The 23,995-nt window shown below is 69.3% G+C and carries 23 protein-coding genes and 1 pseudogene; 9 read left to right on the top strand and 15 right to left on the bottom strand.

What is annotated here, in order from left to right:
• Positions 1 to 107 precede the first annotated feature (107 nt).
• From ACFXC1_RS17225 to ACFXC1_RS17215, 3 genes are all read left to right on the top strand, one after another.
• Positions 108 to 3,452 carry a S8 family peptidase gene (locus tag ACFXC1_RS17225; RefSeq protein ID WP_381243484.1) on the top strand — a complete coding sequence of 1,115 codons (3,345 nt, stop codon included), beginning with the start codon at positions 108 to 110 and terminating at the stop codon, positions 3,450 to 3,452.
• Positions 3,453 to 3,535: 83 nt separating this feature from the next.
• Positions 3,536 to 4,306 (top strand): group II truncated hemoglobin, encoded by a 771-nt coding sequence (locus ACFXC1_RS17220; RefSeq protein WP_381243482.1) that lies wholly within the window; start codon positions 3,536 to 3,538, stop codon positions 4,304 to 4,306.
• Between the two features lie 33 nt (positions 4,307 to 4,339).
• On the top strand, positions 4,340 to 4,852 hold the full coding sequence (locus ACFXC1_RS17215) for a hypothetical protein (RefSeq protein WP_381243480.1): 513 nt from the start codon (positions 4,340 to 4,342) through the stop codon (positions 4,850 to 4,852).
• Here ACFXC1_RS17215 and ACFXC1_RS17210 read toward each other — a convergent pair.
• Positions 4,842 to 5,777: a helix-turn-helix domain-containing protein gene (locus tag ACFXC1_RS17210; RefSeq protein WP_381243478.1), complete on the bottom strand. Its 936-nt coding sequence runs from the start codon at positions 5,775 to 5,777 to the stop codon at positions 4,842 to 4,844. The genes ACFXC1_RS17215 and ACFXC1_RS17210 overlap by 11 nt on opposite strands.
• Positions 5,778 to 5,946: 169 nt before the next feature.
• Here ACFXC1_RS17210 and ACFXC1_RS17205 point away from each other — a divergent pair, with 169 nt between their 5' ends.
• The gene (locus tag ACFXC1_RS17205) at positions 5,947 to 6,990 is read left to right on the top strand and encodes an NAD(P)-dependent alcohol dehydrogenase (RefSeq protein ID WP_381243476.1); all 1,044 of its coding nucleotides are present in this window, start codon (positions 5,947 to 5,949) and stop codon (positions 6,988 to 6,990) included.
• Between the two features lie 271 nt (positions 6,991 to 7,261).
• Here the strand turns inward: ACFXC1_RS17205 and ACFXC1_RS17200 are convergent, their stop codons facing one another.
• From ACFXC1_RS17200 to ACFXC1_RS17190, 3 genes are read right to left on the bottom strand one after another with little or no spacing between them, the layout of a single operon-like run.
• On the bottom strand, positions 7,262 to 8,299 hold the full coding sequence (locus tag ACFXC1_RS17200) for a FecCD family ABC transporter permease (RefSeq protein WP_381243474.1): 1,038 nt from the start codon (positions 8,297 to 8,299) through the stop codon (positions 7,262 to 7,264).
• Positions 8,296 to 9,285, bottom strand: coding sequence for a FecCD family ABC transporter permease (locus ACFXC1_RS17195; protein WP_381243472.1), 990 nt, complete (start codon positions 9,283 to 9,285; stop codon positions 8,296 to 8,298). Before ACFXC1_RS17195 ends, ACFXC1_RS17200 begins: the two co-directional genes overlap by 4 nt.
• Before the next feature lie 16 nt (positions 9,286 to 9,301).
• On the bottom strand, positions 9,302 to 10,369 hold the full coding sequence (locus tag ACFXC1_RS17190; protein WP_381243471.1) for an ABC transporter substrate-binding protein: 1,068 nt from the start codon (positions 10,367 to 10,369) through the stop codon (positions 9,302 to 9,304).
• 198 nt (positions 10,370 to 10,567) lie between these two features.
• Here ACFXC1_RS17190 and ACFXC1_RS17185 point away from each other — a divergent pair, with 198 nt between their 5' ends.
• Together ACFXC1_RS17185 and msrA (ACFXC1_RS17180) are read left to right on the top strand one after the other, a co-directional pair.
• The gene (locus ACFXC1_RS17185) at positions 10,568 to 11,251 is read left to right on the top strand and encodes an SDR family oxidoreductase (RefSeq protein ID WP_381243561.1); all 684 of its coding nucleotides are present in this window, start codon (positions 10,568 to 10,570) and stop codon (positions 11,249 to 11,251) included.
• Between the two features lie 211 nt (positions 11,252 to 11,462).
• Positions 11,463 to 11,975: a peptide-methionine (S)-S-oxide reductase MsrA gene (msrA, locus tag ACFXC1_RS17180; protein ID WP_026179176.1), complete on the top strand. Its 513-nt coding sequence runs from the start codon at positions 11,463 to 11,465 to the stop codon at positions 11,973 to 11,975.
• On the opposite strand, the gene ACFXC1_RS17175 is transcribed toward msrA (ACFXC1_RS17180), so the two are convergent.
• Positions 11,972 to 12,475 (bottom strand): DUF4291 domain-containing protein, encoded by a 504-nt coding sequence (locus ACFXC1_RS17175; protein ID WP_381243469.1) that lies wholly within the window; start codon positions 12,473 to 12,475, stop codon positions 11,972 to 11,974. The two genes, msrA (ACFXC1_RS17180) and ACFXC1_RS17175, sit on opposite strands and share 4 nt — an antisense overlap.
• A gap of 178 nt (positions 12,476 to 12,653) precedes the next feature.
• Between ACFXC1_RS17175 and ACFXC1_RS17170 the strand changes: the two genes are divergently transcribed.
• Both ACFXC1_RS17170 and ACFXC1_RS17165 read left to right on the top strand, forming a co-directional pair.
• Positions 12,654 to 14,714: a restriction endonuclease gene (locus tag ACFXC1_RS17170; RefSeq protein WP_381243468.1), complete on the top strand. Its 2,061-nt coding sequence runs from the start codon at positions 12,654 to 12,656 to the stop codon at positions 14,712 to 14,714.
• A gap of 119 nt (positions 14,715 to 14,833) precedes the next feature.
• Positions 14,834 to 15,457, top strand: coding sequence for a hypothetical protein (locus tag ACFXC1_RS17165; protein WP_381243466.1), 624 nt, complete (start codon positions 14,834 to 14,836; stop codon positions 15,455 to 15,457).
• A 160-nt stretch (positions 15,458 to 15,617) separates the two neighbouring features.
• On the opposite strand, the gene ACFXC1_RS17160 is transcribed toward ACFXC1_RS17165, so the two are convergent.
• The 7 genes and pseudogenes from ACFXC1_RS17160 to ACFXC1_RS17130 form a co-directional block, all read right to left on the bottom strand.
• Positions 15,618 to 16,286 (bottom strand): hypothetical protein, encoded by a 669-nt coding sequence (locus tag ACFXC1_RS17160; protein ID WP_381243465.1) that lies wholly within the window; start codon positions 16,284 to 16,286, stop codon positions 15,618 to 15,620.
• A gap of 909 nt (positions 16,287 to 17,195) precedes the next feature.
• Positions 17,196 to 17,861 carry a hypothetical protein gene (locus tag ACFXC1_RS17155; protein WP_381243464.1) on the bottom strand — a complete coding sequence of 222 codons (666 nt, stop codon included), beginning with the start codon at positions 17,859 to 17,861 and terminating at the stop codon, positions 17,196 to 17,198.
• Between the two features lie 17 nt (positions 17,862 to 17,878).
• Complete coding sequence (locus ACFXC1_RS17150) at positions 17,879 to 18,538, bottom strand: hypothetical protein (protein WP_381243462.1); 660 nt, start codon at positions 18,536 to 18,538, stop codon at positions 17,879 to 17,881.
• A gap of 86 nt (positions 18,539 to 18,624) precedes the next feature.
• A pseudogene (locus ACFXC1_RS17145) lies at positions 18,625 to 18,780 on the bottom strand (DUF4291 family protein); the annotation flags it as partial.
• An 87-nt stretch (positions 18,781 to 18,867) separates the two neighbouring features.
• Positions 18,868 to 19,317: a DUF4304 domain-containing protein gene (locus ACFXC1_RS17140; RefSeq protein WP_381243460.1), complete on the bottom strand. Its 450-nt coding sequence runs from the start codon at positions 19,315 to 19,317 to the stop codon at positions 18,868 to 18,870.
• Positions 19,310 to 19,978, bottom strand: a complete 669-nt coding sequence (gene msrA / locus ACFXC1_RS17135) for a peptide-methionine (S)-S-oxide reductase MsrA (protein ID WP_381243458.1) — start codon at positions 19,976 to 19,978, stop codon at positions 19,310 to 19,312. Before msrA (ACFXC1_RS17135) ends, ACFXC1_RS17140 begins: the two co-directional genes overlap by 8 nt.
• Positions 19,979 to 20,109: 131 nt before the next feature.
• A complete protein-coding gene (locus tag ACFXC1_RS17130; protein WP_381243456.1) occupies positions 20,110 to 21,228 on the bottom strand; it encodes a hypothetical protein in 1,119 nt (372 codons plus the stop codon).
• Positions 21,229 to 21,355: 127 nt separating this feature from the next.
• Here ACFXC1_RS17130 and ACFXC1_RS17125 point away from each other — a divergent pair, with 127 nt between their 5' ends.
• A complete protein-coding gene (locus ACFXC1_RS17125; protein ID WP_381243454.1) occupies positions 21,356 to 22,510 on the top strand; it encodes a cystathionine gamma-synthase in 1,155 nt (384 codons plus the stop codon).
• 9 nt (positions 22,511 to 22,519) lie between these two features.
• On the opposite strand, the gene ACFXC1_RS17120 is transcribed toward ACFXC1_RS17125, so the two are convergent.
• The 3 genes from ACFXC1_RS17120 to ACFXC1_RS17110 form a co-directional block, all read right to left on the bottom strand.
• Positions 22,520 to 22,768: a hypothetical protein gene (locus ACFXC1_RS17120; protein ID WP_381243452.1), complete on the bottom strand. Its 249-nt coding sequence runs from the start codon at positions 22,766 to 22,768 to the stop codon at positions 22,520 to 22,522.
• A 25-nt stretch (positions 22,769 to 22,793) separates the two neighbouring features.
• Positions 22,794 to 23,297, bottom strand: a complete 504-nt coding sequence (locus tag ACFXC1_RS17115; RefSeq protein WP_381243559.1) for a sigma factor-like helix-turn-helix DNA-binding protein — start codon at positions 23,295 to 23,297, stop codon at positions 22,794 to 22,796.
• A 120-nt stretch (positions 23,298 to 23,417) separates the two neighbouring features.
• The gene (locus ACFXC1_RS17110; protein WP_381243557.1) at positions 23,418 to 23,915 is read right to left on the bottom strand and encodes a MarR family winged helix-turn-helix transcriptional regulator; all 498 of its coding nucleotides are present in this window, start codon (positions 23,913 to 23,915) and stop codon (positions 23,418 to 23,420) included.
• Positions 23,916 to 23,995: the final 80 nt, after the last annotated feature.

The following is a 23,995-nucleotide window of genomic DNA, read 5'->3' as shown; positions in this document are numbered from 1 at the left end:
CTTCGTGTTCCGGGGGGTGTGCGCGCAGGTGTGCGAACCTTCCCCCGGCCGGGTGAATGGGGAATTCGCCCGGTACCTGAGCTCCAGGGGGAGTCTTGCGCAGACAAGTGAAGAGAGCGTGCGCGGCCGGTGTCGCCACGGCCGCCGCCGTCGCCCTCGCCGCGGGCATGACCAGCCCGGCGTCGGCGAAGTCCGAACCGAGCGGGCGGAGTTCGACCGGCTCCGCGCTGCGAACGGCCGGTGCCGCGCAGGCCCGGCTGGCCGGCGAACATCATCTGACCCTGATCACCGGCGACCGCGTCACCGTCGACGCCAAGGGCCGGGTCGTGGGCCTCGAGCCCGCAAAGGGCCGTCAGCACATACCCGTTCAGGTGCGGAAGATCGCCGGGCACACGCTCGTCATACCCGCCGACGCGGCCCGCCTCGTCGCGACCGGCAAGCTCGACCAGCGGCTCTTCGACATCACCGAACTCGGCAGGTCCGCCGAGCGCGCCTCCCAGAAGGCCGGCCTGAAGGTCATCGTCGGCTACCAGGGCGCCGCCACCGCCACCAAGGCCGACGTCCGGGACGCGGGCACGCTGCGCCGGTCCCTGAAGACCCTGAACGCCGACGCCGTCCAGACCCCGCAGCAGGACGCGCCCGAGCTGTGGGCCGCCGTCACCAACGGCGACAAGACCGCTTCCGGGATCGCGCACGTCTGGCTCGACGGCGTCCGCAGGGCCAGCCTCGACAAGTCCGTGCCGCAGATCGGCGCCCCGAAGGCGTGGGCGGCCGGCTACGACGGCAAGGGCGTCAAGATCGCCGTACTGGACACCGGAGTCGACGCCGACCACCCGGACCTGAAGACCCAGGTGATCGAGTCCAAGAACTTCTCCACGGCCGCCGACGCGAACGACCACTTCGGTCACGGCACGCACGTCGCGTCCATCGCGGCGGGCACCGGCGCCATGTCGCACGGCAAGTACAAGGGGGTCGCGCCCGGCGCGAAGATCCTCAACGGCAAGGTCCTCGACGACAACGGTTCCGGTGACGACTCCGGCATCCTCGCCGGCATGGAGTGGGCGGCCGCGGAGGGCGCCGACATCGTCAACCTCAGCCTGGGCGGCCAGGACACCCCGGAGATCGACCCGTTGGAGGCGGAGGTCAACAAGCTCTCCGCCGAGAAGGGCATCCTGTTCGCGATCGCCGCGGGCAACGAGGGCCCGGAGTCGATCGGTTCGCCCGGCAGCGCGGACGCGGCCATCACCGTCGGCGCCGTCGACGGCAACGACAAGCTCGCCGACTTCTCCTCCACCGGCCCGCGCGTCGGCGACGGCGCCATCAAGCCGGACGTCACCGCGCCCGGCGTCGACATCACCGCCGCCGCGGCTCCGGGCAGCGTCATCGACAAGGAGGTCGGCGAGAACCCGCCCGGCTACCTGACCATTTCGGGTACGTCGATGGCGACCCCGCACGTCGCCGGTGCCGCCGCGATCCTCAAGCAGGAGCACCCCACGTGGGGGTACGCCGAGCTGAAGGGCGCGCTGACCGGCTCCGCGAAGGGCGGCAAGTACACGCCGTTCCAGCAGGGTTCGGGCCGTATCGCCGTCGACAAGGCCATCAAGCAGAGCGTCATCGCCGACCCGGTGTCGGTGAGCTTCGGCGTCCAGCAGTGGCCGCACACCGACGACACCCCGGTCACCAAGCAGCTCACCTATCGCAACCTCGGCACCACGGACGTCACCCTCAGCCTCACCGCGGCGGCCACCGACCCGAAGGGCCACACGGCTCCCGCGGGCTTCTTCAAGCTGGGCGCCACGAAGGTGACGGTCCCGGCCGGCGGCAAGGCCTCGGTCGGCCTGACCGTCAACACCAAGCTCGGCGGCACGCTCGACGGCGCCTACTCCGCGTATGTGACGGCGACGGGCGGCGGACAGAGCGTCCGTACGGCCGCGGCCGTGGTGCGCGAGGTGCAGTCGTACGACCTGACACTGAAGTTCATCAACCGTGACGGCACCCCGGCCACCTACTACAGCGCCTCGGTGGCGGGCATCTCCGGCCTCGGCAACGGCGAGTTCTTCAGCCCCTACGACGCCTCGGGCACCGTCAAGGTCCGTGTCCCCAAGGGCGGTTACGTCCTCGACACCGGGATCTTCGTGGACCCGGAGGACTTCACCAAGGGCGCCGACTGGCTCGCCCAGCCCAAGCTGGACATCAGCAAGAACACCTCGGTCACGATCGACGCCCGCACGGCCAAGCCGGTCGACATCACGGTGCCGGACACCGGTGCCGTGTCCGCCTTCGCGGCACCGGGGTACGAGGTCGACACGTCCGACGGGGGCGTCGGCTTCACCTGGTTCCTGGACACATTCGTCAACTTCCGCTCTGCGCACCTCGGCCCGCAGATCACCGACGGTTCGCTGACCGAGCAGTGGGACGCCCACTTCGTCAAGGGCACCGACGAGCAGTACGACACCACCACCGCGGCCAAGGTCAAGCAGCTCGCCACCGGCTACACCAAGCACTACAAGGCGACCGAACTCGCCACGGTGAAGACCCGCATGGGCGCCGCGGCGAGCGGCAAGACGGGTTCGGTGGCCGCCTTCGGCTATCTGCCGAACGGCATCGGCGGCTCCGCCACCAGCGTCCCGCAGAAGCTGCCCGGCACCCGCACGCTGCACGTCTCCACCATCAACGGGGTGCAGTGGGGGCTGGAGTTCGAGCAGGACGGCGGGCTCGACGCGGACGGCTTCCCGATCACCGAGGCCTACTACACAACGAACGACCTGCAGACCTTCAAGGCGGGCCAGACCTACTCCAAGACCTTCAACACGGCGGTCTTCGGCCCGCATCTGACCGCCGACTACGGCGTGTTCCGCAGCGGCAACGAAATCCTCGGGCTGGTGCCGCTGTTCGCCGACTCCCAGGGCAACCCGGGCTCGTCGACGTTCACCTCGGTCAACACGACCCTGTACCGCAACGGCACCAAGGTCGGCTCCAACAAGGACCCGCTGTTCGGCGGGGAGACGTTCAAGGTCCCGGCCGCCAACGCCTCGTACAAGCTGACCACTTCGGTCATCCGCAGCGTCAAGATCGCCGCCGCCTCCACCCGGATCGACGCGAGCTGGACGTTCTCCTCGAAGAAGCCGTCCGGTTCCACCGTCGCCCAACTCCCGGTCTCCACGGCCCGTTTCCACGCGGTCACCGGCCTGGACAGCCGCGTCGAGGCCGGCAAGAAGGTGACCTTCCCGGTCACCGTCGAGGGCGCGGCGGCCGGCCGCAACCTCAAGTCGCTCGGCGTGTGGGTGTCGTACGACTACGGCCAGACCTGGAAGAAGATCCCTGTGGTCAACGGCAAGATCACCGTCACCAACCCGGCCAAGGGCAAGGCCATCTCCTTCCACGCCAAGATCGCCGACAAGAAGGGCAACAAGTCGACGATCTCGATCTACAACGCGTACTACGCCAAGTGAACCGCTAGTACCTGAGTAGGCCGACAGCGAACGGCCCGCCGGATGTGCAGCTTCCGGCGGGCCGTTCGTGTTTCTGTGGCCCCATGACAGCCCAGACCGTCGAGTACATCCGGTACCGCATCCCCGAGCAGCGGTCGGCGGAGTTCCTGGCCGCCTACACCCGCGCCGCACGCCAACTGGCCGCGGCACCGCAGTGCGAGACGTACGAACTGTCCCGCTGCGAGGAGGACCCCGAGTCCTTCATCCTCCGCATCACCTGGACGTCCACCGAGGCGCACCTGGAGGGCTTCCGCAGGTCGGAGCTGTTCCCGCCGTTCCTCGCGGAGATCGGCCCGTACGTGGAGGACATCGAGGAGATGCGCCACTACCGGCCGACCGAGGTGCGGGGCGACGGGTCCGCCGTCCCCACCCTGTACGACTGGGCGGGCGGCGCGGACGCCTTCTCCCAGCTGACCGAGGTCTTCTACGACAAGGTGCTCAAGGACGACCTCCTCGCCCCCCTCTTCGCCGACCTCGCGCCCGCGCACGCCGCGCACGTCGCCCTCTGGCTGGCCGAGGTCTTCGGCGGCCCGGCGGCCTACTCCGAGACCCAGGGCGGCCACGGCCACATGGTCGCCAAACACTTCGGCAAGCACATCACCGAGCCCCAGCGCCGCCGCTGGGTCAACCTCGTCCAGGACGCCGCGGACGACGCGGGCCTCCCGACGGACGCGGAGTTCCGCTCGGCATTTGTCGCCTACGTGGAGTGGGGCACGCGGCTGGCCGTGTACTTCTCCGGCCCGGACGCCCAGCCGCCGGCGGAACAGCCGGTGCCGCGGTGGAGCTGGGGATCGATGCCGCCGTACCAGGGGTGACATCGAAGTACCCGGGGGCCGTAGGGTCACCGCATGTCCGCCGCCGTCACCGCCATGATCACCGCCGTCGTCGGTGTGCTCGGTACGCTCTTCGCGCCCGTCCTCAGCCAGCGCCTCACCGCCCGGCAACGGGCCGAGGACGCCCAAGTCGCCGAGCGCAGAAGGCTGTTCGAGGAGCGTCGGGACGCGTACACGGCGATGAACCGGTCCTCGCGGCACTTTCATACGCTCCTCAAGGACGCCCTGCACCGCATCCGCGACGGCGTCTACACGGAACGGGAACGCGATCAGCTGGAAGAGGCGCGCCGCGACCACCGGGACCGCTACGCCGAGGCGCAGATGGTCGTACCCGAACGCGTCCTGGACGCGTCACGAGCGGTCAACGAGGTCCTCGTGGCCGCCGACGCCGCCGTGAAACGGCTCGACCGGGGGCTGACGCGGGACGGCGAGAGCGCCGAGCAGATCATGCTCGACCTGAAGGAGGCCGAGCCCCGGCTGACCGCGATGCGGCGGCTGATGCGGGCCGACCTCGGCGTCACGGAGTGAGGCCGGGGCGGTCGGCCGACGCGGTGCCCGCGCGGGTCGCGTCCGTGCCCCAGCTCGCCAGCAGGCGGAGGGCGTCGGCGGACGGGGAGCCCGGTTCCGCGTGGTAGGTGACGAGGATCTGATCGGAACCGTCCGCCAGGCGGAAACCCTCGAAGTGCAGGGTGAGTTCGCCGACCAGCGGATGCAGGAGGCGCTTGACGCCGTAGTTCTTCTCCTTGACGTCGTGGGTCGCCCACAGTCGTCTGAACTCCGCGCTCTTCACGGAGAGTTCGCCCACCAGCGCGGACAGTCGCGGGTCGTCCGGGCAGTAGCCCGCGTCCATCCGCAGCACGCTGACGATGTCCGCCGCCTTCTGCTCCCACTCCACGAACAGGTCCCGGTACTCGGGCCGCAGGAACACCAGCCGCGCCCAGTTCCGCTCCTGCGGCGGGAGCTCGGACCAGTCTCCGAAGACGGCCGCGGCCATCCTGTTCCACACCAGGATGTCCGTGCGGCGGCCCGAGATGTACGCCGGGACCGTGTCGATCGTGTCGAGCAGCTGCCGCAGCGGCCCCCGCACGTGCTGGGCCGGTGTCGACGACTTCTTCTTGTGCTGCTTCGGCTTCGCCAGGTGGGTGAGGTGCGAGGACTCGGCGTCGCTCAGGCGCAGCGCGCGGGCGATCGCGTCGAGGACCTCCGCCGACACGTTTCGCCCGTTGCCCTGTTCCAGGCGTGTGTAATACGCCACCGACACCCCGGCCAGCTGCGCCAGCTCCTCGCGCCGCAGCCCGGGCACCCTGCGGTGCCGCCCGAAGTCCGGCAGCCCGACGTCCTCCGGCTTCAGCCGGGCCCGCCGGGTGCGCAGGAACTCGCTCAGCTCGGAACGCTGGTCCAGCGGCCGGCCGGGGTCCAGGGGCTCGGTGGCGGATTCGGGCTGTTCGTCCATGTGCTCCAGTATTCCCCGTCGTACGTCCATGAGCCTGACCTCGCTGGTGGTAGGCACAGCGGACGTACGCAGAACCGTGGCCTGGGTAGCCCTCTGTCTTTCGGGCAGGCTGTCCAACGTGCCCGGACGGAAGGCAGCCGGGCGCACATCCCCCTAGGAGTGTTCCGGCATGACCACCACAGTCGCCGCATACGCAGCCCCCGCCGCCAAGGCTCCCCTGGAGCGCACCACGATCGAGCGCCGGGCGGTCCGCGAGTTCGACGTCCTGATCGACATCAAGTTCGCCGGTATCTGCCACTCGGACATCCACCAGGCCCGGGAGGGCTGGGGCGAGGCCATCTTCCCGATGGTGCCCGGCCACGAGATCGCCGGCATCGTCTCCGAGGTCGGCCCCGGTGTCACCAAGTTCCGGGTCGGTGACCGGGTGGGCGTCGGCTGCCTGGTCGACTCCTGCCGCGAGTGCGACAACTGCAAGGCCGGCCTGGAGCAGTACTGCACCGGCGGCAACGTCGGCACGTACAACGCCGTCGGCAAGGACGGCGAGCCCACCTACGGCGGTTACGCCGAGAAGATCGTCGTCGACGAGAACTTCGTCGTCGGCATCCCCGAGGGCATCTCCCTCGACGTGGCCGCCCCGCTGCTCTGCGCCGGCATCACCACCTACTCACCGCTGAAGCACTGGAACGCCGGCCCCGGCAAGAAGGTCGCGATCGTCGGCATGGGCGGCCTCGGCCACATGGGCGTCAAGATCGCGCACGCGCTCGGCGCGGAGGTCACCGTCCTCTCGCAGACCCTGAGCAAGAAGGAGGACGGCCTCAAGCTCGGCGCCGACCACTACTACGCGACCAGCGACCCGAAGACCTTCGAGGAGCTCCGCGGCACCCTCGACCTGATCATCTCCACCGTGTCGGCGCCGCTCAACCTCGGCGCGTACCTCTCGCTGCTGAAGACGGACGGCGCGCTGGTCAACGTCGGCGCCCCCGAGGAGCCCGTCTCCCTCAACCTGTTCTCCGTGATCGGCGGCCGCAAGACCCTCGCCGGTTCCGGCATCGGCGGTATCCAGGAGACCCAGGAGATGCTGGACTTCTGCGCCGAGCACGGCTTCGGCGCCGAGATCGAGCTGATCTCCGCGGACCAGATCAACGAGGCGTACGAGCGGGTGCTGTCGAGTGACGTCCGCTACCGCTTCGTGATCGACACGGCCACGATCTGACTGCGTCGCTTTTAGTTGGGGCGCGGGGTGCGGTGCGTTGTGGAGTGCGGGCCGGTGGGGGCTGGTCGCGCAGTTCCCCGCGCCCCTGAAGGGTTGGACCAGCACAGGCGCTTTTAGGGGGGGGTGGTGTGCGGTGCGTTGTGGAGTGCGGGCCGGTGGGGGCTGGTCGCGCAGTTCTCCGTGCCACTGAAAGACGCGGGGCGACCGGTGTTTTTAGGGGCGCGGGGAACTGCGCGAGCAACCACGACGCACCCGCACCCGCCGACGAACCTCAGCCTCCCACCCTGTTCCGCCCCAACAGCCACAGCAGATACGGCCCCCCGACCAACGAGGTGAGCGCCCCCACCGGAACCTCCAGCGGGGGCAACGCCGTGCGGGCGGCGAGATCCGCCGTCACCACAATCACCGCACCGGTCAACGCCGAGCACAGCAACGGCAGTTGAGGCGTACTGGTGAGCCGCCGGGCCAACTGCGGCGCGGTCAGTGCGACAAACCCGATCGGCCCGGCCGCCCCGGTCGCCGTCGCCGCCAGCACCACCCCGAGCACGGTCAGCGCGAGCCGCGTCCGGTCCACCCGCACCCCGAGCGAGGCAGCGGTATCGGCGTCGAGCCCGAGTGGCCGTACGGCCCGGCTCGCCCACACCAGCGCGGGCAGACACAGCAGCAGTACGACGGCCAGCGGCCCCGCCTGCTCCCAGCCGCGCCCGTTGAGCGAGCCGGTCAGCCACAGCTTGACCTGCTCGGCGGCCTCCAGCTCGCTGTCGGCGAGATACAGCTGCACGACGGCCGACAGCGCGACCCCGATGCCAACTCCCGTCAGCACGAACCGACTTGGCTGCATCCCGTGCCGCCACGCCAGTACGTACACGAGCGCGGCGGCGGCGAGTCCGCCCGCCACGGAGACGACGGGCATCGCACCCGGCGAGGCGACCAGCCCGGTGGACAGCGCGAGCACGGTCGCGGCGGCGGCGCCGTGTCCGACCCCGATCACGTCCGGGCTGGCCAGCGGATTCCGGGTGACGGTCTGCACCAGCGCCCCCGCGAGCCCCAGCGCCGCCCCGACCAGCGCCCCGAGCACGATCCGCGGCACCCGCAACTCGTTGACGACAAGGTCGTACTGCCCCGAACCGGTACGCAGCGTGCGCCACACCTCGGCGGGCGGGATGTAGGTCTGCCCGAGACAGGCCGCCGCGCCCATCGCAACGGCCAGCAGCAGTACGAGAGTCACGGCCACGACGGCCGAACGGCGGTGCAGGAGCAGGGAGATGGTGGGGCGGGGGCGCAGGACGGTGACGCCGGTGGTGCTCATAGGGCGGTTCCCCGGCGCCGTACCAGCACCACCAGCACCGGCACCCCCACCAACGCCGTCATCACCCCGGCCGGCACCTCCGCCGGCGCCCGCACCACCCGGCCCGCCGCGTCCGCCGCGACCAGCAGCGCCGCGCCGAGCAGCGCGGACAGCGGAAGCAGACCGCGGTGACCGCCCGAGGTGAGCCTGCGGGCCAGATGCGGGACGGCGAGTCCGACGAACGCGATCGGGCCGGCCGCGGCCACCGCCGACGCCACCAGCAGGGTCGCCCCGAGCGCCGCACACACCCGGACCACCCCCACCCGATGCCCCAGCGCCCGCGCCGTCTCGTCCCCGAGCGCCAGCGCGTCCAGCCCGCGCGCACAGGCGAGCACCAGCACCGCGCCCGCCGCCAGGAACGGCAGCATCCGTACGACGGTGTCGGCGTCCCGCCCGCTCAGCGAACCGACCTGCCAGAACCGGAACTGGTCCAGGGTGGCCGAACTGGAGGTCAGGACGACGGTCGTACCACCGGCGGTCATCGCGGACAACGCCGTACCGGCGAGGGCGAGTTTCACCGGGGACGCCCCGCCGCGTCCGCGCGCGGCGATGCCGTAGACCAGGCAGGCGGCGAGGACGGCACCGGCGAAGGCGTACCAGACATAGCCCTCGAAACCGGTCGCGAGGCCGGTCGCGACGGCGAGGACGACGCCGGCCGCCGCGCCCTGGCTGAGGCCGAGGATGCCCGGGTCGGCGAGCGGGTTGCGGGTGACGGCCTGGAGTGCCGCGCCCGCCACGCCGAGCGCCGCGCCCGCGGTCAGCCCGATCTCGGTGCGGGGCAGCCGCAGCGACCGTACGACGAGTGCGTCCGGTGAACTCCCGCCGTACAGAAGGGCGTTGAGCACCGCGGACGGGGGGATCTGGCGGGTGCCGACGGCGAGGCTGAGCAGCACGGCGGCGGCCACCGCGAGGGTGGCCGCCGGCCAGGCGAGGCGCTTGAGGCTCATGACCTTGTGGAACTCACTACTTGCTGATGTCCTCGGCGAGTTGGAGGACGACGAGGCGGGCGGCGGTCGGGCCCGCGTTGAGGTACCAGGGGTCGTCGTCGACCTTCACCGCGTGCCCGGCCCTGACCGCCTTCATCGACTTCCACAGCGGCCCGGCAAGCACGCTCGCCGCGTCCGTCCTGCCCGCGTCGCCCTGCACCGAGTAGAAGATCCAGTCACCGTCGGCCGAGTCGATGCTCTCCGCGCCGATGTCCTGCGAAATCGCCTTGAACTGCTGCGACTTGGGCCGGTCGAGCCCCATGTCGACGGCGATCGAACCGGTGAAGGACGAGACACCGAACATCCGGGTCCGGCCGGGCGTGAACCGCAGCATCGACACGGAGGTCTTCGACAGCGCCTCCCCCTTCTCGTGCGCGTCCTCCACGATCCCGTCGAGCAGCTCCCGCGCCTGCTGCCCCTTGCCGATCGCGTCGCCGACCAGCAGCAGGTCGCGCTTCCAGTTGATGCCGTTGCCGGCCGTGATGACGGTCGGCGCGATCTTCGACAGCTTGGGGTAGAGGTCGCCGAGCGAGTCGTTGGCGAGGATCAGGTCGGGCTTCGCGGCGGCCAGCGTCTCCAGGTTGGGCGCCTGGCGGGTGCCCGCGTCCGTCATCGCGGCCAGCTTCGACTTGTCGGCCGGGAAGGCGGTGGCGAGGTAGTCGGGGACGAGCCCGGCGTTGTCCGCGCGGGTGGAGGCCGTCGGGACGGTGCCGAGGGAGAGCAGGTCGTCGAGCTGTCCGGTGCTCAGCACGGCGATCTTCGTGGGCTTCGCCTTGATCGTCGTCTTTCCCTCGAAGTGCGTGACGGTCCGGGGGAAGGTGCCATCGGTGTCGGTGTCCGCGCCCATCCCGGTCGCGAGGGTGCTCGGCGCGGCGGACGGGCCCTCCGAGGCGCCGATCACCTTGTTCTGCGAACCCTCGGTCGTCTTCTCGGCATCGTTGTCGGCGGAGGAGGACGAGCACCCGGCCAGCAACCCCCCGACGACGGTCACGGCGGCCACCGCCGTGACAGCCTTCCTCTTGAACGCGCGCACTGTCACTGTCACTCCGACTCTCCACTGAAAACTGGCCAGGTAAGGCTTACCTTAGCTTGCCGTCGGAGCGGGTCGGCCAGGGGGCTCGGTGGGTGAGAGACGACTCGCCGGCTGCATCCCGTCGCCGTAGCCCCGTCACACTCTTCCGCCGCCCGGAGTCATACCGGTGAGGCCGCCGCGCGGGGGTGGTCCGGACGGAGGAGAGACATGATGGGCACACCGATCCTGGTCACCGGCGGCACGGGCACCCTGGGCAGCCACGTCGTACCGCTGCTGCGCGCGGCCGGCCACGACATACGCGTCCTGAGCCGGCACGGGCGCCCCGCCGCGGACGGCGTCGAGTACGTCACCGGCGACCTGCTGAAGGACGAGGGCGTGGCGGCGGCGGTCGCCGGCACGGAGACCGTGCTGCACCTGGCGGGCGGTCAGAAGGGCGACGACGTGGCGACCCGCAACCTGGTGCGCGTCGCGTCACACGCCGGCGTCCGCCACCTCGTCTACATCTCGGTCATCGGCGCCGACCGCGTCCCGCTCGCCTGGCTGCGCACCAAGCTCGACGCCGAGCGCGCGGTCGCCGACTCGGGCATCCCGTGGACGACCCTGCGCGCGGCCCAGTTCCACGACCTCGCGCTGACGATGGTCGAGAAGATGACGAAGCTCCCGGTCCTCCCGGTCCCCGGCGGCCTCCGCCTCCAGCCCGTGGACGTACGTGAAGTGGCCGCCCGGCTGGCCGAGTTGCCCCCGCTCGCCTCCCGCCTCCACGGCATGGCCGTCGCGGCGGGCCAACCCGTGGCCGCCGACCATCTGACCCGCCTCTTCGGCCGCACGACCTGTCCGGACTGCGCCGAGGACTTCTCGGTCTCCGAGCAGATCGAGCGGTACTCCCTGCGGTAGCCCCGACCGCCGGGACGCGGCCCACCCCGACGCGTGCTCGGGCCGGGTGGTGCGGTCCTCCGCGTCGGCGAACCCGCCCCACACCCCTCGAACCCGCCCCACACCCCTCGAATCCACCGGACGCAACCGGATTCCGGGTACGGAATCGCCGGGCGTCCCCGAGCGTTGTGGACTGTGGGTGACCGAGCCGACAGAAAGTGGAGGGATCGCGATGGCTGCGCAGACGCAGAGGGCCGTACTGGCGGGCGGATGTTTCTGGGGGATGGAGGAGCTGATCCGCCGGCTCCCGGGCGTGACCGCGACCCGCGTCGGATACACCGGCGGTGACGTGGAGAACGCGACCTACCGCAACCACGGCACGCACGCGGAGGCCATAGAGATCCTCTACGACCCCGAGAAGACCGACTACCGCGCGCTCCTGGAGTTCTTCTTCCAGATCCACGACCCGAGCACCAAGAACCGCCAGGGCAACGACATCGGCCTCAGCTACCGCTCGGCGATCTACTACGTCGACGACGAGCAGAAGCGCATCGCCGAGGACACGATCGCCGACGTGGACGCCTCCGGCCTGTGGCCCGGCAAGGTCGTCACCGAGGTGGAGCCGGTCGGCCCCTTCTGGGAGGCCGAGCCCGAGCACCAGGACTACCTGCAGCGTTACCCGGACGGCTACACCTGCCACTTCCCCCGCCCGGGGTGGCGGCTGCCGGCCCGCGCGGAGGGCTAAACCCCTTCCAGGGGGTAGATCTCTTCCCGGGGCAGCAACCGCGCCGCCGACTCGAGCTGCCCCCTGCCGACCAGTGCGTGTATCTCGTGCGCGAGCGGCGTCACGTCCCGGATGGCGACCGTCCATTCGTCGGCGTAACGCCGTACGGCCTCTCCGGAGAGCCCGAGCTGCAAGGAGCGGTAAGGCAGCGGCCGCAGCCGGAGGTCCCGTTCGGGATCCCACTGGACACGGGCGGGTGCGCTCTTCAGCTGACGCTGCCAGGCGGCGCGGTCGGGGTGCACCCCGGGTTCGTAACTCGACAGACAGGCGTGCCGCAACGCCCACTCGAACCCGTCCCGGCTGATCTCGACGGCCAGGACGGTCTCCTGCCCTGGCTTGGTGGCCCAGCCGCAGCGGTACATCATCCACAGAAACAACGGCTTGATCCATGTCAAGGCGTGCTCGCAGACCTTTGGGCGTGCTCTGTACGTGGCGGGAGCGGTGCTGCGGATTGCGACCATTTGGGTACTGCGGCCTGGCGCGTCCTCGGTCACCATCCAGTTAGGTTGACCTGGGGGGATGTGGCGAGAAGGTTGCCCTTGACGCGTGGATATGCGAGACGGCAATTGCTGAGTACAGTCGTGTGGTTACAACTGGTTGTGGGGACAACCAGATTGCCTCGGGGAGGGCCAGCACCTCATGAGTCGTCGTTCTACCGGCGTTGTCGGCGTCTGGGCTGAAATGCAACGGCAGCAGCAGCGCCAGATACAGGCGGAAGCCAGACGACAGAGACAAGAGGCGCAGCAAGCACGTGCTTATCAGCGGCGGGCCGCACAGAGCCATCGTGAGTACAGGCAGGCTGAGGCGCTGCGCCGCACGGAGGAACTGGACGCACAGGTTGCGTCGCTGCAAGGTCTTCTCGCCTCGGGTTGTCAGGCTCCGGCTTTCAGGGCTTCCTCACTTCTCCGCCCCGAGGACGTACAGCCCTTCGCCCCAGGACCGTTGGCACATCCCGTGCCCATGCCAAACTTCAGCCAGTACCAAGCGCAGAGCGGTTGGACCGCCAGTCGTCGGGCTCAGGCGCAGGCCGAAGCACGGGCGCGCTTCGAGCGGGACTGGCAGGCCGCCCAGACGGCGGAGGCCCAGCGGCAACAGCAACTGGCGTCCTACCAGCGGGAGTACCAGCAGTGGGCCGATGCTCAGCTGGCCGAAGTACGTCGATACAACGCCGGCATCATCGAGGTAACCGATGGGGTGGGGCGCCGCGATCCTGAATCTGTGGTCGAGTACTTCTCGGGTGCTCTCTACACCTCCACATCGTGGCCGGAGGATTTCCCGCGCCAGGTGGTAGCCGCCTACGACCCGGCAGCTCGACAACTGGTGCTGGACTGGGAGTTGCCCGCCTACGGCATCATTCCCGAGGTCAAGTCCGTTCGGTACGTGGCCGGGACGGACCAGGACAAGGAGACCCCTCGCCCAGTGGGTCAGCGCCGGGCTCTGTACCGGGAGGTTCTCGCGCAGTGCACGCTGCTCGTCCTGCACCAGCTCTTCGCCGCGGATGAGCTGGACGCGCTTGAGTCGGTGACGTTGAACGGGTTCGTAGACGGGCACGACCCAACGACGGGTCGACCAGGACACATTTACCTGGCTACCGTCATGGCGTCGCGCTCAGCGTTCCGCGACCTGCACTTGGCACAGGTGGACGCAGGCAGCTGCCTGGCCGACGCGCTGCGCGGCCAACTCTCGCCCCGCCCCGACCAACTGACGCCGGTACGTCCAAGTCGCCTGCCGCTGGATGTCGGGAACTGTGTTGTCGCGCATGGCAGCGATGAGGAACCCGACCTGTACAGCATGGATCCGATCGTGTTCGAGGACCTCGTTGCCGATCTCTTCCGGGCCATGGGGATGCAGGCGGTCACCACCCAGCGCTCCAACGATGGCGGCGTGGACGTCGACGCGCTGGATCCGACACCGATCCGCGGTGGAAAGATCGTCGTGCAGGTGAAGCGCTACCGCAACACGGTGCCGCCCACCGCCGTGCGTGACCTGTACGGGACCGTCCAGGATGCCGGCGCCAACAAGGGCGTCCTCGTGACGACGTCAGGGTTCGGCCCCGGCTCGCACACCTTCGCCAACGGAAAGCCGCTCGAACTCATCTCGGGCACTCAACTCGTCGACCTGCTACACCGCCATGGCTTGCGGGGGCGCCTGGGCGAAACCGCCCGTCAGGCTCCAGCGCAACCGACGCCGTCCGGTTCGGGCACTCCGCTGCCCGACGACTACAACGTCCTGGGCATGTCGTGGACCGGAAGTGTGGCCTTGGATGTGTGCGCTCTCGTGTGCCACGGCAACCGCGTCCTCAGCGACGAACATTTCGTCTTCTTCAACAACCCTCAGACAGCGGATGGCTCGGTCCGCGCCCTCCCTCCCACGGCACCTGACAAGGCCGCAATCTGTGTCTCCTTCGACGGTCTGCCGGACGACGCGGACCGGTTCGTCCTCGTCGCAGCCATCGACCCAGAGGTAAACCCTGAGGCGGACCTCTCCGGCTTCACGGACGCCTGTATCCGCCTGCGGGACCCTGAGCTGAACGAACTGGGACGACTCGAAGTCTCCGACGGCCGGCCACACGAAACCGCCTTGGTACTCGGCTCGTTCCGCCGAAGGTCGAATGGGGACTGGAACTTCGTGCTCGGCGGCAGGGGCTACACGGGCGGCCTGGAGGAACTCGTTCAGGACTTCGGTATCGAAGTGGACTAGCACCATCCACGGGTTCCGCCCATGCATCGTGGGCAGCCACGAGGGACACGGCTCGCCTCCGCTGTTGACCGGCCTATTGTTCGCGTCCGTCCGGGCGAGCGCTGTTAGGGTGCGGCGCCGTGAGCACAGATATCCATGGCGGCATCGAGTTTCGCCATCCCGGCGCCGGTACCGACTACTACGACGGCGAGCCATGGGTGGCTGCCATGGATCTCTGGCCGCTGTACGACGAAACCGACTACGCGGCCTTCGGCTGTCTCTTCGGAGTGCGCAACTACGCGGGCTTCCAGCCGCTTGCACCGGACCGTGACCTTCCCGTCGATCTGTCGAGCGGGATGCGCTCGAAGTTGGGTCCTTGGGTCGCATCGGACGGCCTGCACAGCGCGAGTTGGGTCAGCTGGGCGGAGCTGGCTTCGGTCGATCTCACGGCAACCCCGCGTGAATTCAACGGCCGGCTGACGTGGCGCACGAAGGCGCTGCCATCGATCCTGCATCAGCATCCGGTTTCCGACTCGCGACTGCTTGAGGCCCTGTCAGTGGTGGGTGAACCACCATTCGACCTGCGCGATGCGACGGAACGCGTGGAGTGGACCACCGACGAACTGACCTGCACGTACGAGCCGTTGACGGTCGGCGCGGTCCTGGGGCCTGAGACTCACTGGCCGCACGTCTTCGCTGTGATGAGGGCCCTGGCAGGCCGCTTCGGAGATGAAGGTGTTCGCCTGGTCGTGGCCTTCGATTGACAGCTTGGAGCCCGTCCCTCACCACGCAGGCGAACCCTGTCGGACCCGGCTCGCGAGCCGTCCCGCTGCCCTTCAGGCGTCCAGCCGGTTGCCCGCCGGGTAGGCCGCAGTCTGTGAACGCGGCTTGATGACCCATGTCAAGCCGCGTTCGCAGTCCTTGTTATGCCTGAGGATGATCGGGCCCTGACAGCAGAACGTCCCTGTGGAGCAATGCCAGTTGGAGCAGCCCGGCGGCAGGGGACGACATCCGACTCGGAGGGAGAGCATTGACGCTGGCGGCGTCGAGCGGCAGACCCGTGATGGTGCCGTTGGAACGTGGTCCGCTGATCACTATGCCTTCTTCGTTGCGCTCCACCGCCTCGGCGAAGATCGTGTCGAATGTATCCGCTTCGAACACCGCCACGGTCAGGATGCATACGGCGAGATTCAACGGCTCCAGGGCCATACCCAGGCACCACACTCTCAACGAGCCGTCGGCCAAGGCAGCGTTGAGCAAGCTGTAAGGGGGCTGGTCATAATCCACTTCTGTGCCTGAGTCCCCTCGGGCCTCTGGTGCACCAAGTAATTCCTCGTTGTATTCGCGCATGACAGTGCGCCATAGGTCCAGGTCCTGGCGGTGCGCAAGAGGCGAGAACGACGCTGGCTGAACCATGCCGGCGGGGAGGGGTCCGTAAGTGCCCTCTCCCGTCGCAACATGTCCGGCTTCTCGATAGAGGAGAAAGAAGGTGCCCTGGCCATCGGGTGTACGACGTAAAGTCAGTGTGCCAACAGCGGGGAGCACGACACGTCCCTCAAGCAACAACGGATCGTCGGCCAGGAGTCTGCGCATGGGGACCGCTCGCCAAGGCGGCCTCCTTCTTGGTACGCGCCTCGTGGCCACGGCCAGTTCGTGAGCGACAGCCTCGTTCTGATCGACAAGGTCGAAGTACTGGCCATTGCTGAAGACCAGACGAGGCCCTCCCGGATCAGCCCAGTTGGCACGCGTAAGGCGAAAGGACGGGCGGTCTTCGAAGAGAGTAGGACGCGCCAGAGCCCCCATGGCCGAGGAATACCGCTCGTAACGGCGCGCCTTCGACTCCTTCGGCAAGCAGCGCCGTGCCGCCTGTAGCAACGCTGGGTTGACGGGGGGGCAGCACGTCCTGCCACTCCAGCATCACCGCCGACAAAGGAATCGGAGCCGGAGGGCGCATAGCTTCCTCCCACAGCAGGGAGCTACCACCGATCCGCTCCAACGAGGGGCGAGCAAGAACCTGCATGTCAGCGGCTGTCTCACACAACTGGCCAAACCGTTGGCGGAGATCTGTCCGTTCCCTGACGAAGGTGGCTCGGGACTGTTCGACGGCAGCGTGGTCCAGTGCACGCCACGCGTAGTACAACCCGCCAATAGCTGTCAGTGCGCCCAACAGCCCCAGCAGCAACTGCGCATCCACGTGCACCCCCGGCAAACGGCACATCCGGATAGAGCCATACCCTCGAGGCCAGACCGACACTCCAGGCCCTGCACATCACCGGCAGCGCTATAAACCGGCAGTCAGCGCGCCGAACCTGACGACAGGGTCAGATTTGAGAGATCCGCCCACGGTAAAGAGAGGACGTCAACATGGCTTGATGACCCATGTCAAGCCGTGTTCACAGACTTTCCCGCAACGAAGCGAAGCCCGTACACGGGGACTTTGCGGTGTCTGTCCAAGTCCGACAGGGCACGCGGCGTACGGGCGCATACGGGTGTTCGACTGGATCAGTACCAGCGGACTTGGCCAGCCGCCCCCTGCCCTGTACGGGCGGCGTGGCGGAGAACGCGCAGCGGGCCGTCAAGAAGCTCGTCCGCATCGTGGGCGGGATCGTCACCCAGCCCGGTCATCCACGTATGGATCCGCTCGATCGAGTCACGACGTGTGGCTCCGGTCAGGGTGAGAGTCTCCTCGGCCGCAGGCAGTTGAGTGCGGACTTGGTCGGCGTCGAGAAGGAACTCCCCGAACCAGCCAGGCAGTTGCAGCGTCGCGTCGGGACCCAGGGCGTAGGCGAGAGCGGAGAAGGGGCTTGCCTTGCGCGCCGTGGCCACGAACAAACTCTCTCCGATTTCGGTTGGGAACTGGTCCATGACAGCCTCGCGCATCGTCTCCATGCTGTCGGAGTCGTCGTGGCAGGTGTCGAAGAACGTGCTCAGCCGGAGTGCGTCCTCGTCGGCGCTCCAATCGCCGGGAGAGCTCGTCGACGTAGTGAACATGGACGCCTGCGCCTTGCGACGCCACCAAGCCAGCTCCCCAAGCTCGTCACGGTCCACCGCTGCCGGCGACGAGTTCTGAACCGATGCGCTCAGCAAATTCCGTACCTCTTGGTCAGGAACGGCGCCGACGATCCACACACCTGTGACGCTCAACTCCGCCTCCTTCTGCTCTTCCACCCGAACTCGGTCATGTCTCAGGCGTCGGCGTGACGGTCGTCCGTACTGCGGGTCCACAGGGTGAGGTCGCTGCTCGTCGCTACGGCGATCGTCAGGCCGGAGGGGGAGAAGCCGGCTGCACGGAATGTGGAGTAGGTCGAGTGGAAGATGTGCCACCACCCCTCTCCGTGCGGACCCGTGTGGGGGAGCCCGCCATCGCTGGACAGCAGGATCCGATCGTTCGGCCAGGCCGGGGTGACCACTTCCAGGGCCCAGCCGTCTTCGGTGGTGGTGTGCAGCCCGCCGCCGAAGAGCCCGGCGATGCGTACGCGGCTTCCGGTGATCGGCCCCAGCCCGGGGCAGGACAGATCGGCGACTGCGTCGGGGGTGCTGTCCTCGGGGGCGGGGTCGCGGTCCCTTGCGATCTTCTCGCCGGTGACGGCGTCGAAGAGACCGTGCCCGTCGCGCGAGACGACCATCACCAGATCGTGGCCGGTATCGGGGTCCGGCGCGAAGCCGATGCCGAGCAGTCCGCCGACAGGGACGCCGTACTCGTACTCGAAGACTGGTCGCCAGGGCTTGGGCGCGGGCACCACGGAGGCTGCGAGAAGCCGGTTGCGCATCTCCCTCTGGTAGGCCGAGAGTTCCGGTTCATGCTCGGACTGCCCGGCCGGAGGCGTCTCCTTCGTCCACTTCATCACGGGACCATGATCCTCGCCTCGACCGGCCACCCCGAGGGCGACCTCGGTCCACCGCGCGCACAGGTGGATGTGGTCTGTGAACGCGGCTTGATGACCCACGTCATACGCTCGCGCTTCCACGCGGCGGGGAAACGGCCCTCACGGACGGCGGTCAGACCGATCTCCGGGGCGTACGCCTGATAGACGGTGACCGTGGACTCCGAGTGGACCGCACAGATCTGGCGGTGCGGTTGTTCCATGGGGTTCAGGGTGGGGGTGGGCGGGCACGAGGGGCTACTGGTTTTCGGGCGCCGCACGCACTGATCGGGCGGGTTCCGCCTCAGCGGTCATGAACGCCGCTGCTCCCGGATGGCCGGGAGCGCGTACTCCGTCACCGCGGTGATGACACCGCGGGCAACGGGCCCGGGGTCGGTGGTGGCCGAGACGGTCCACCAAGTGTCGCGCTTCGCGGGGAGGAGCTGGCCTATGCGGCTGTGCCAGGCAGCGGGGCCGTACACCGCGTTCGGGCTGGGGCGGGCGGGCAGGTGCGGCTGACTCCTGCGGGCCCGGGCCCAGCCGAGTTTGTCGGCCACGGTCACGTTGAGCGTGAACTCGACCTGCCCCGCGGTGTTGTGCGCGGACTTCTGGAACCCGATGAGAGCCCAGCTCTCGAGATGGGGCAGCTCGTACGTCTGCCCCGACCCCTTGAAGCCCAGCGCGCGCAGACCGGGAGCGATCCGTGCGCGCATCAGCGTGGTGAACGCCTCCTGCGCCGTGGGCTCGGATCGGTCAGCCATCGGCCGACGCCACACCGATCGGGCAGGACACCCCGGTCCCGCCGATCCCGCAGTACCCCGCCGGATTCTTCGCCAGGTACTGCTGGTGGTATCCCTCGGCCGGGTAGAACACCCGTCCCTCCGCCGGAAGGATCTCCGTGGTGATCGTCCTGAAGCCAGAGCGCGTGAGGACCTGTTGGTAGGCCGTGCGGGAGGCTTCCGCCGCGGCTGACTGTGCCGGGGTGTGGGGGTGGATCGCGGAGCGGTACTGCGTGCCCACGTCGTTGCCCTGGCGGAAGCCCTGCGTCGGGTTGTGGGACTCCCAGAACGTCTTCAGCAGCTTCTCGTACGGGATCAGCGCCGGGTCGTAGACCACGCGGACCGCCTCCGTGTGGCCGGTCAGGCCCGAGCAGACCTCCTCGTAGTGCGGGTTCTCGGTGTAGCCGCCCTGATAGCCGACCAGGGTCGTCCACACCCCCACCGGGAGCTGCCAGAACTTCCGCTCCGCGCCCCAGAAGCAGCCCAGCCCGAAGTCGGCGATCTCCAGGTGCTCGGGGTAGGGGCCGAGCAACGGCGTACCGAGCACGATGTGGCGGTCGGGGACCGCGAACACCCGCTCCGGCCGGCCCTGCAGAGCCTGCTCGGGGGTCGGCAGCTGAGGCGTGCGACTGTGCAGGAACATGCGCTCTCCCAAGGGCCCCGGGGTGAGATCCGGGTCCGGAGTGTCAACGGGCGGGGCGCATGGAGAATTCCGGTCCAGTCTTCGTATACGGGGGCCTCTGCCCAACCTCGCTGCCCCTGCGGCCGCCGCCGTCAGTGCGGCAGGCTCGCCGGACTCCCGCCGTTCGCCTCGTACCCCGCCACCGCCAGCGCCCGGTACACCGCGAACTCCGCCGCCGGGTCGGGCGACAGCGTCCAGGGGAGGGCTCCGACATGGCCGTCGATGTGTATGAGCTGGTTCATCGCCTCGGACCAGCGTTCCGCGCGGACCAGGAAGAAGACCAGCAGATGGCGGACGTGCGCCAGCATCGGGTCGTCGGGGCGGGCCGCGTGCACGGCGAACAGCGCGCCGTGGATCGCCTTCTCCACGACCTCGCTCTGGTAGAAGCTGCTGACCAGATTCACCTCGGGGAGGTGCTCGAAGACCGCGAAGAGCGGCATCGCGGCGAGGAGGGAACCCTGCGGGGCCCGCGCGGCGGCCGCCTCTGCGAACGAGTTCGCCAGCTCGCGCGAGCCGTGCCACTTCTCGCACCAGTAGTGCAGCGCCGCCAGATGCGCCCCCATATGGGCGGGCGCACGGTCCAGGATCTTCAGCCACAGCTGCTCGAACTCCGGCTGCGGATACGCCAGTCCACGGGCCACGGACAGCTCGACGATGTACGGGACTGGGTCACCGGGGGAGAGCAGCGCGGCCTGCCCGCAGGCGTCCTTCGCCTCCTCCATGATGATCCGGAACTCGTCCGTGCCCCGCGTCGACGTGCGCCACGCCTGTTGCACCAGGAACTCCGCGTGCACGGCCGCGCCGCCCGCGTCCTTCGGGTGCTCGGCCCGCCACACCCGCAGCCACTGCCCGCCCGGCGTCTCGCTGACCCCGCCGGGCCGCTGCTGCAGCTCCAGCGAGGCGGCGCCCGCGAAGGCCTGCACCCGCTGCCAGCGCAGCTCGCCCGTGATCTCCGTGCCGGCCAGCAACTGCATCGCCGCGCGGTAGTCCTGCGTGCGCTGCACCAGGTCGAGGACGTCCAGCAGGTCCTGGTCGGGGCCGGGCATGCGGATGTCCAGCTCCTCCTCGCGCACGAAGCCGTAGGTCGCCGGGTCCGCGGCGTCCGGGTGGCCCGGCGAGACCTGCTCCATCATCCCGCGCCTGCGCCGCAGGAACGGGAGCAGCACGAAGCCCATCATGAGCAGCGCCATCAGGACCCAGAGAATCTCCATGCCTCAAGCGAACCAGACGCGTCCGACAATTGGCCAACCCGGTCCATCACCCTGTGGAAAACCCGCGTCGCTCCGCCTAGAGCGTCCGGATCGCCGTCCGCCCCGCGAGCGCACTACGCTCGGCCCCATGAGCGACAGGCACATCAGTCAGCACTTCGAGACCCTCGCGATCCACGCGGGCAACACCGCCGATCCCCTCACCGGCGCGGTCGTCCCGCCGATCTACCAGGTCTCGACCTACAAGCAGGACGGCGTCGGCGGGCTGCGCGGCGGCTACGAGTACAGCCGCAGCGCCAACCCCACCAGGACCGCCCTGGAAGAGAACCTCGCCGCCCTGGAGGGCGGACGCCGGGGTCTCGCGTTCGCGTCCGGACTGGCGGCCGAGGACTGCCTGTTGCGTACGCTGCTCAGCCCCGGCGACCACGTCGTCATCCCGAACGACGCGTACGGCGGCACGTTCCGACTCTTCGCGAAGGTCGTCTCCCGGTGGGGCGTCGAGTGGTCGGTCGCCGACACCAGCGACCCGGCCTCCGTACGGGCCGCCATCACCCCGAAGACCAAGGTCGTCTGGGTGGAGACCCCCTCCAACCCGCTGCTCGGCATCACCGACATCGCGGTCGTCGCGCAGATCGCCCGGGACGCGGGCGCGCGGCTCGTCGTCGACAACACCTTCGCCACGCCCTACCTCCAGCAGCCGCTGGCCCTCGGCGCGGACGTCGTCGTGCACTCCCTGACCAAGTACATGGGCGGCCACTCGGACGTGGTCGGCGGTGCGCTGATCGCGGCCGACGAGGCGCTCGGCGAGGAACTGGCTTACCACCAGAACGCGATGGGCGCCGTCGCCGGGCCCTTCGACTCCTGGCTGGTGCTGCGCGGCGCCAAGACGCTGTCGGTGCGCATGGACCGGCACAGCGAGAACGCCACCAAGGTCGCCGACATGCTCACCCGGCACGCGCGTGTGACGCGCGTTCTCTACCCGGGGCTCCCGGAGCACCCCGGTCACGAGATCGCCGCCAAGCAGATGCGGGCCTTCGGCGGCATGGTCTCCTTCCAGGTCGAGGGCGGCGAGGAGGCGGCCGTCGAGGTCTGCAACCGCGCCAAGGTGTTCACCCTCGGCGAGTCCCTGGGCGGCGTCGAGTCGCTGATCGAGCACCCGGGGCGCATGACGCACGCGTCCGTCGCCGGTTCGGCCCTGGAGGTCCCCGGCGACCTCGTCCGCCTCTCCGTGGGCATCGAGAACGTGCAGGACCTCCTGGAGGACCTGCAGCAGGCGCTGGGCTAGGGCCCGCTCTCACCAGTTCGTCAACGGTGGAGTCGTCTCCGACGGCGGCTCCACCCAGGGATGGACCATCAGGGCCCACACGGTGAACGCCACCACCGCCGCGCACATCAGCATCCACATCAGCCGCCGGGCGGCCCGGCGGCGGCGCAGCATCCGGCCGCCGCGGCGCAATACGTCCGCGTACAGCTCCGGCGGCACCTGCGGCGGAGTCCGCTCCATGATCCGCCGTACGGCCGCCTCTCGCTCGGGCCTGTTCACGCGCGCGTGCCCCCGTTCGGTGAGCTCATGACGGCGCCACCTTGGCCCCCGCCACCTTCGGCACCGGAGAGCGCGGCGGATGCAGCAGCCTCGCCGTAGCCCGCTCGCAGATCGTCCGGACCCGTTCGGTGGGCAGTCCGAGGAGTGCGGCGGCCTGTTCCTCGGCGACCCCCTCGTACAACCTGAGGACGACGATCAGCCGCTCCTGGGGGGCGAGGGCGCCCAGCGGGCTGTCGGGGTGGGGGCGGGCCCGGCCGAGGCCGCCGTACTGGTGCCAGGCCGTGCGGGCGAAGCGACTGGCCAGGTACTGCCGGGCGCGGTCGTACGGGTCCTCGCCGCGCAGCCGGTCCCAGCACGCGTACGTGTGGGCCAGGGACAGCGTCAGCAGGCGTCGCGCGCGCGGGTTGTCGTCCGTGTCCTCCGCGGTGAGCAGTGTGGCGGCATGCAGCAGCCGCCCTGCCGCGCCCGCGACGAACGCCTCGAACTCCCGGGCCCGGCGGGCGCCCTGGGACACCTGCCGTTCGCGCACCATGCCCTCCCCCCTGATGGCCCCGGTCTCATCTGAGGCCAGGGCCGTCGCGAGGTCAAGAGTTCGGTACGAAGGGGCGGGAGTCGGGCACCGCGCGTGTGTGCCCGGCTCGCCGAGGGATCAGGAAGCGTTCGACGGCTCGTTGCCCGGCATCGCCATCCGCGCGGAGAGGGCGCTGTTGAAGCGTGTGAGGAGCGTGCAGAACGCCTCGCGCTCCTCCGGCGCCCAGTCGTGTGTCAACTCGGCCATCAACTGACGCCTGGACGAACGGACTTCCTCCAGTCGCGACTGCCCGCGCGGGGACAGCTGCAGCACCACCGCGCGGCCGTCCTCGGGGTGCGAGGTCCGCTTGACGAGCCCGGTGTCGACGAGCGGTGCCACCTGCCGGGTGACCGTCGAGGAGTCGATCCCCATGCTCGCGGCGAGCGCCTTGACGCCCATCGGGCCTTCCTTGTCCAGGCGGTTGAGCAGCAGATACGCGGCGCGGTCCATGGAGTTGCGCACCTGTCCGACTCCACCGAGCCGGGTCTGTTCGGCACGGCGCGCGAAGACCGCCACCTCGTGCTGCAGCGTGTCGAGGAGACCGGGTTCACCGACGGTCGTCATGTCCATCGACATTTCAGGTGTTGTGGGCATGGCCGGGGGCTCGCTTCATGAAGGGGGTGCTGGGTTGGGGGACAGGGTACGCGGATGGAAGG

This window comes from Streptomyces hokutonensis (genome assembly GCF_042751305.1).
GTDB lineage: Bacteria > Actinomycetota > Actinomycetes > Streptomycetales > Streptomycetaceae > Streptomyces > Streptomyces hokutonensis_A.
This window is presented reverse-complemented; position numbering and strand designations above follow the sequence as displayed.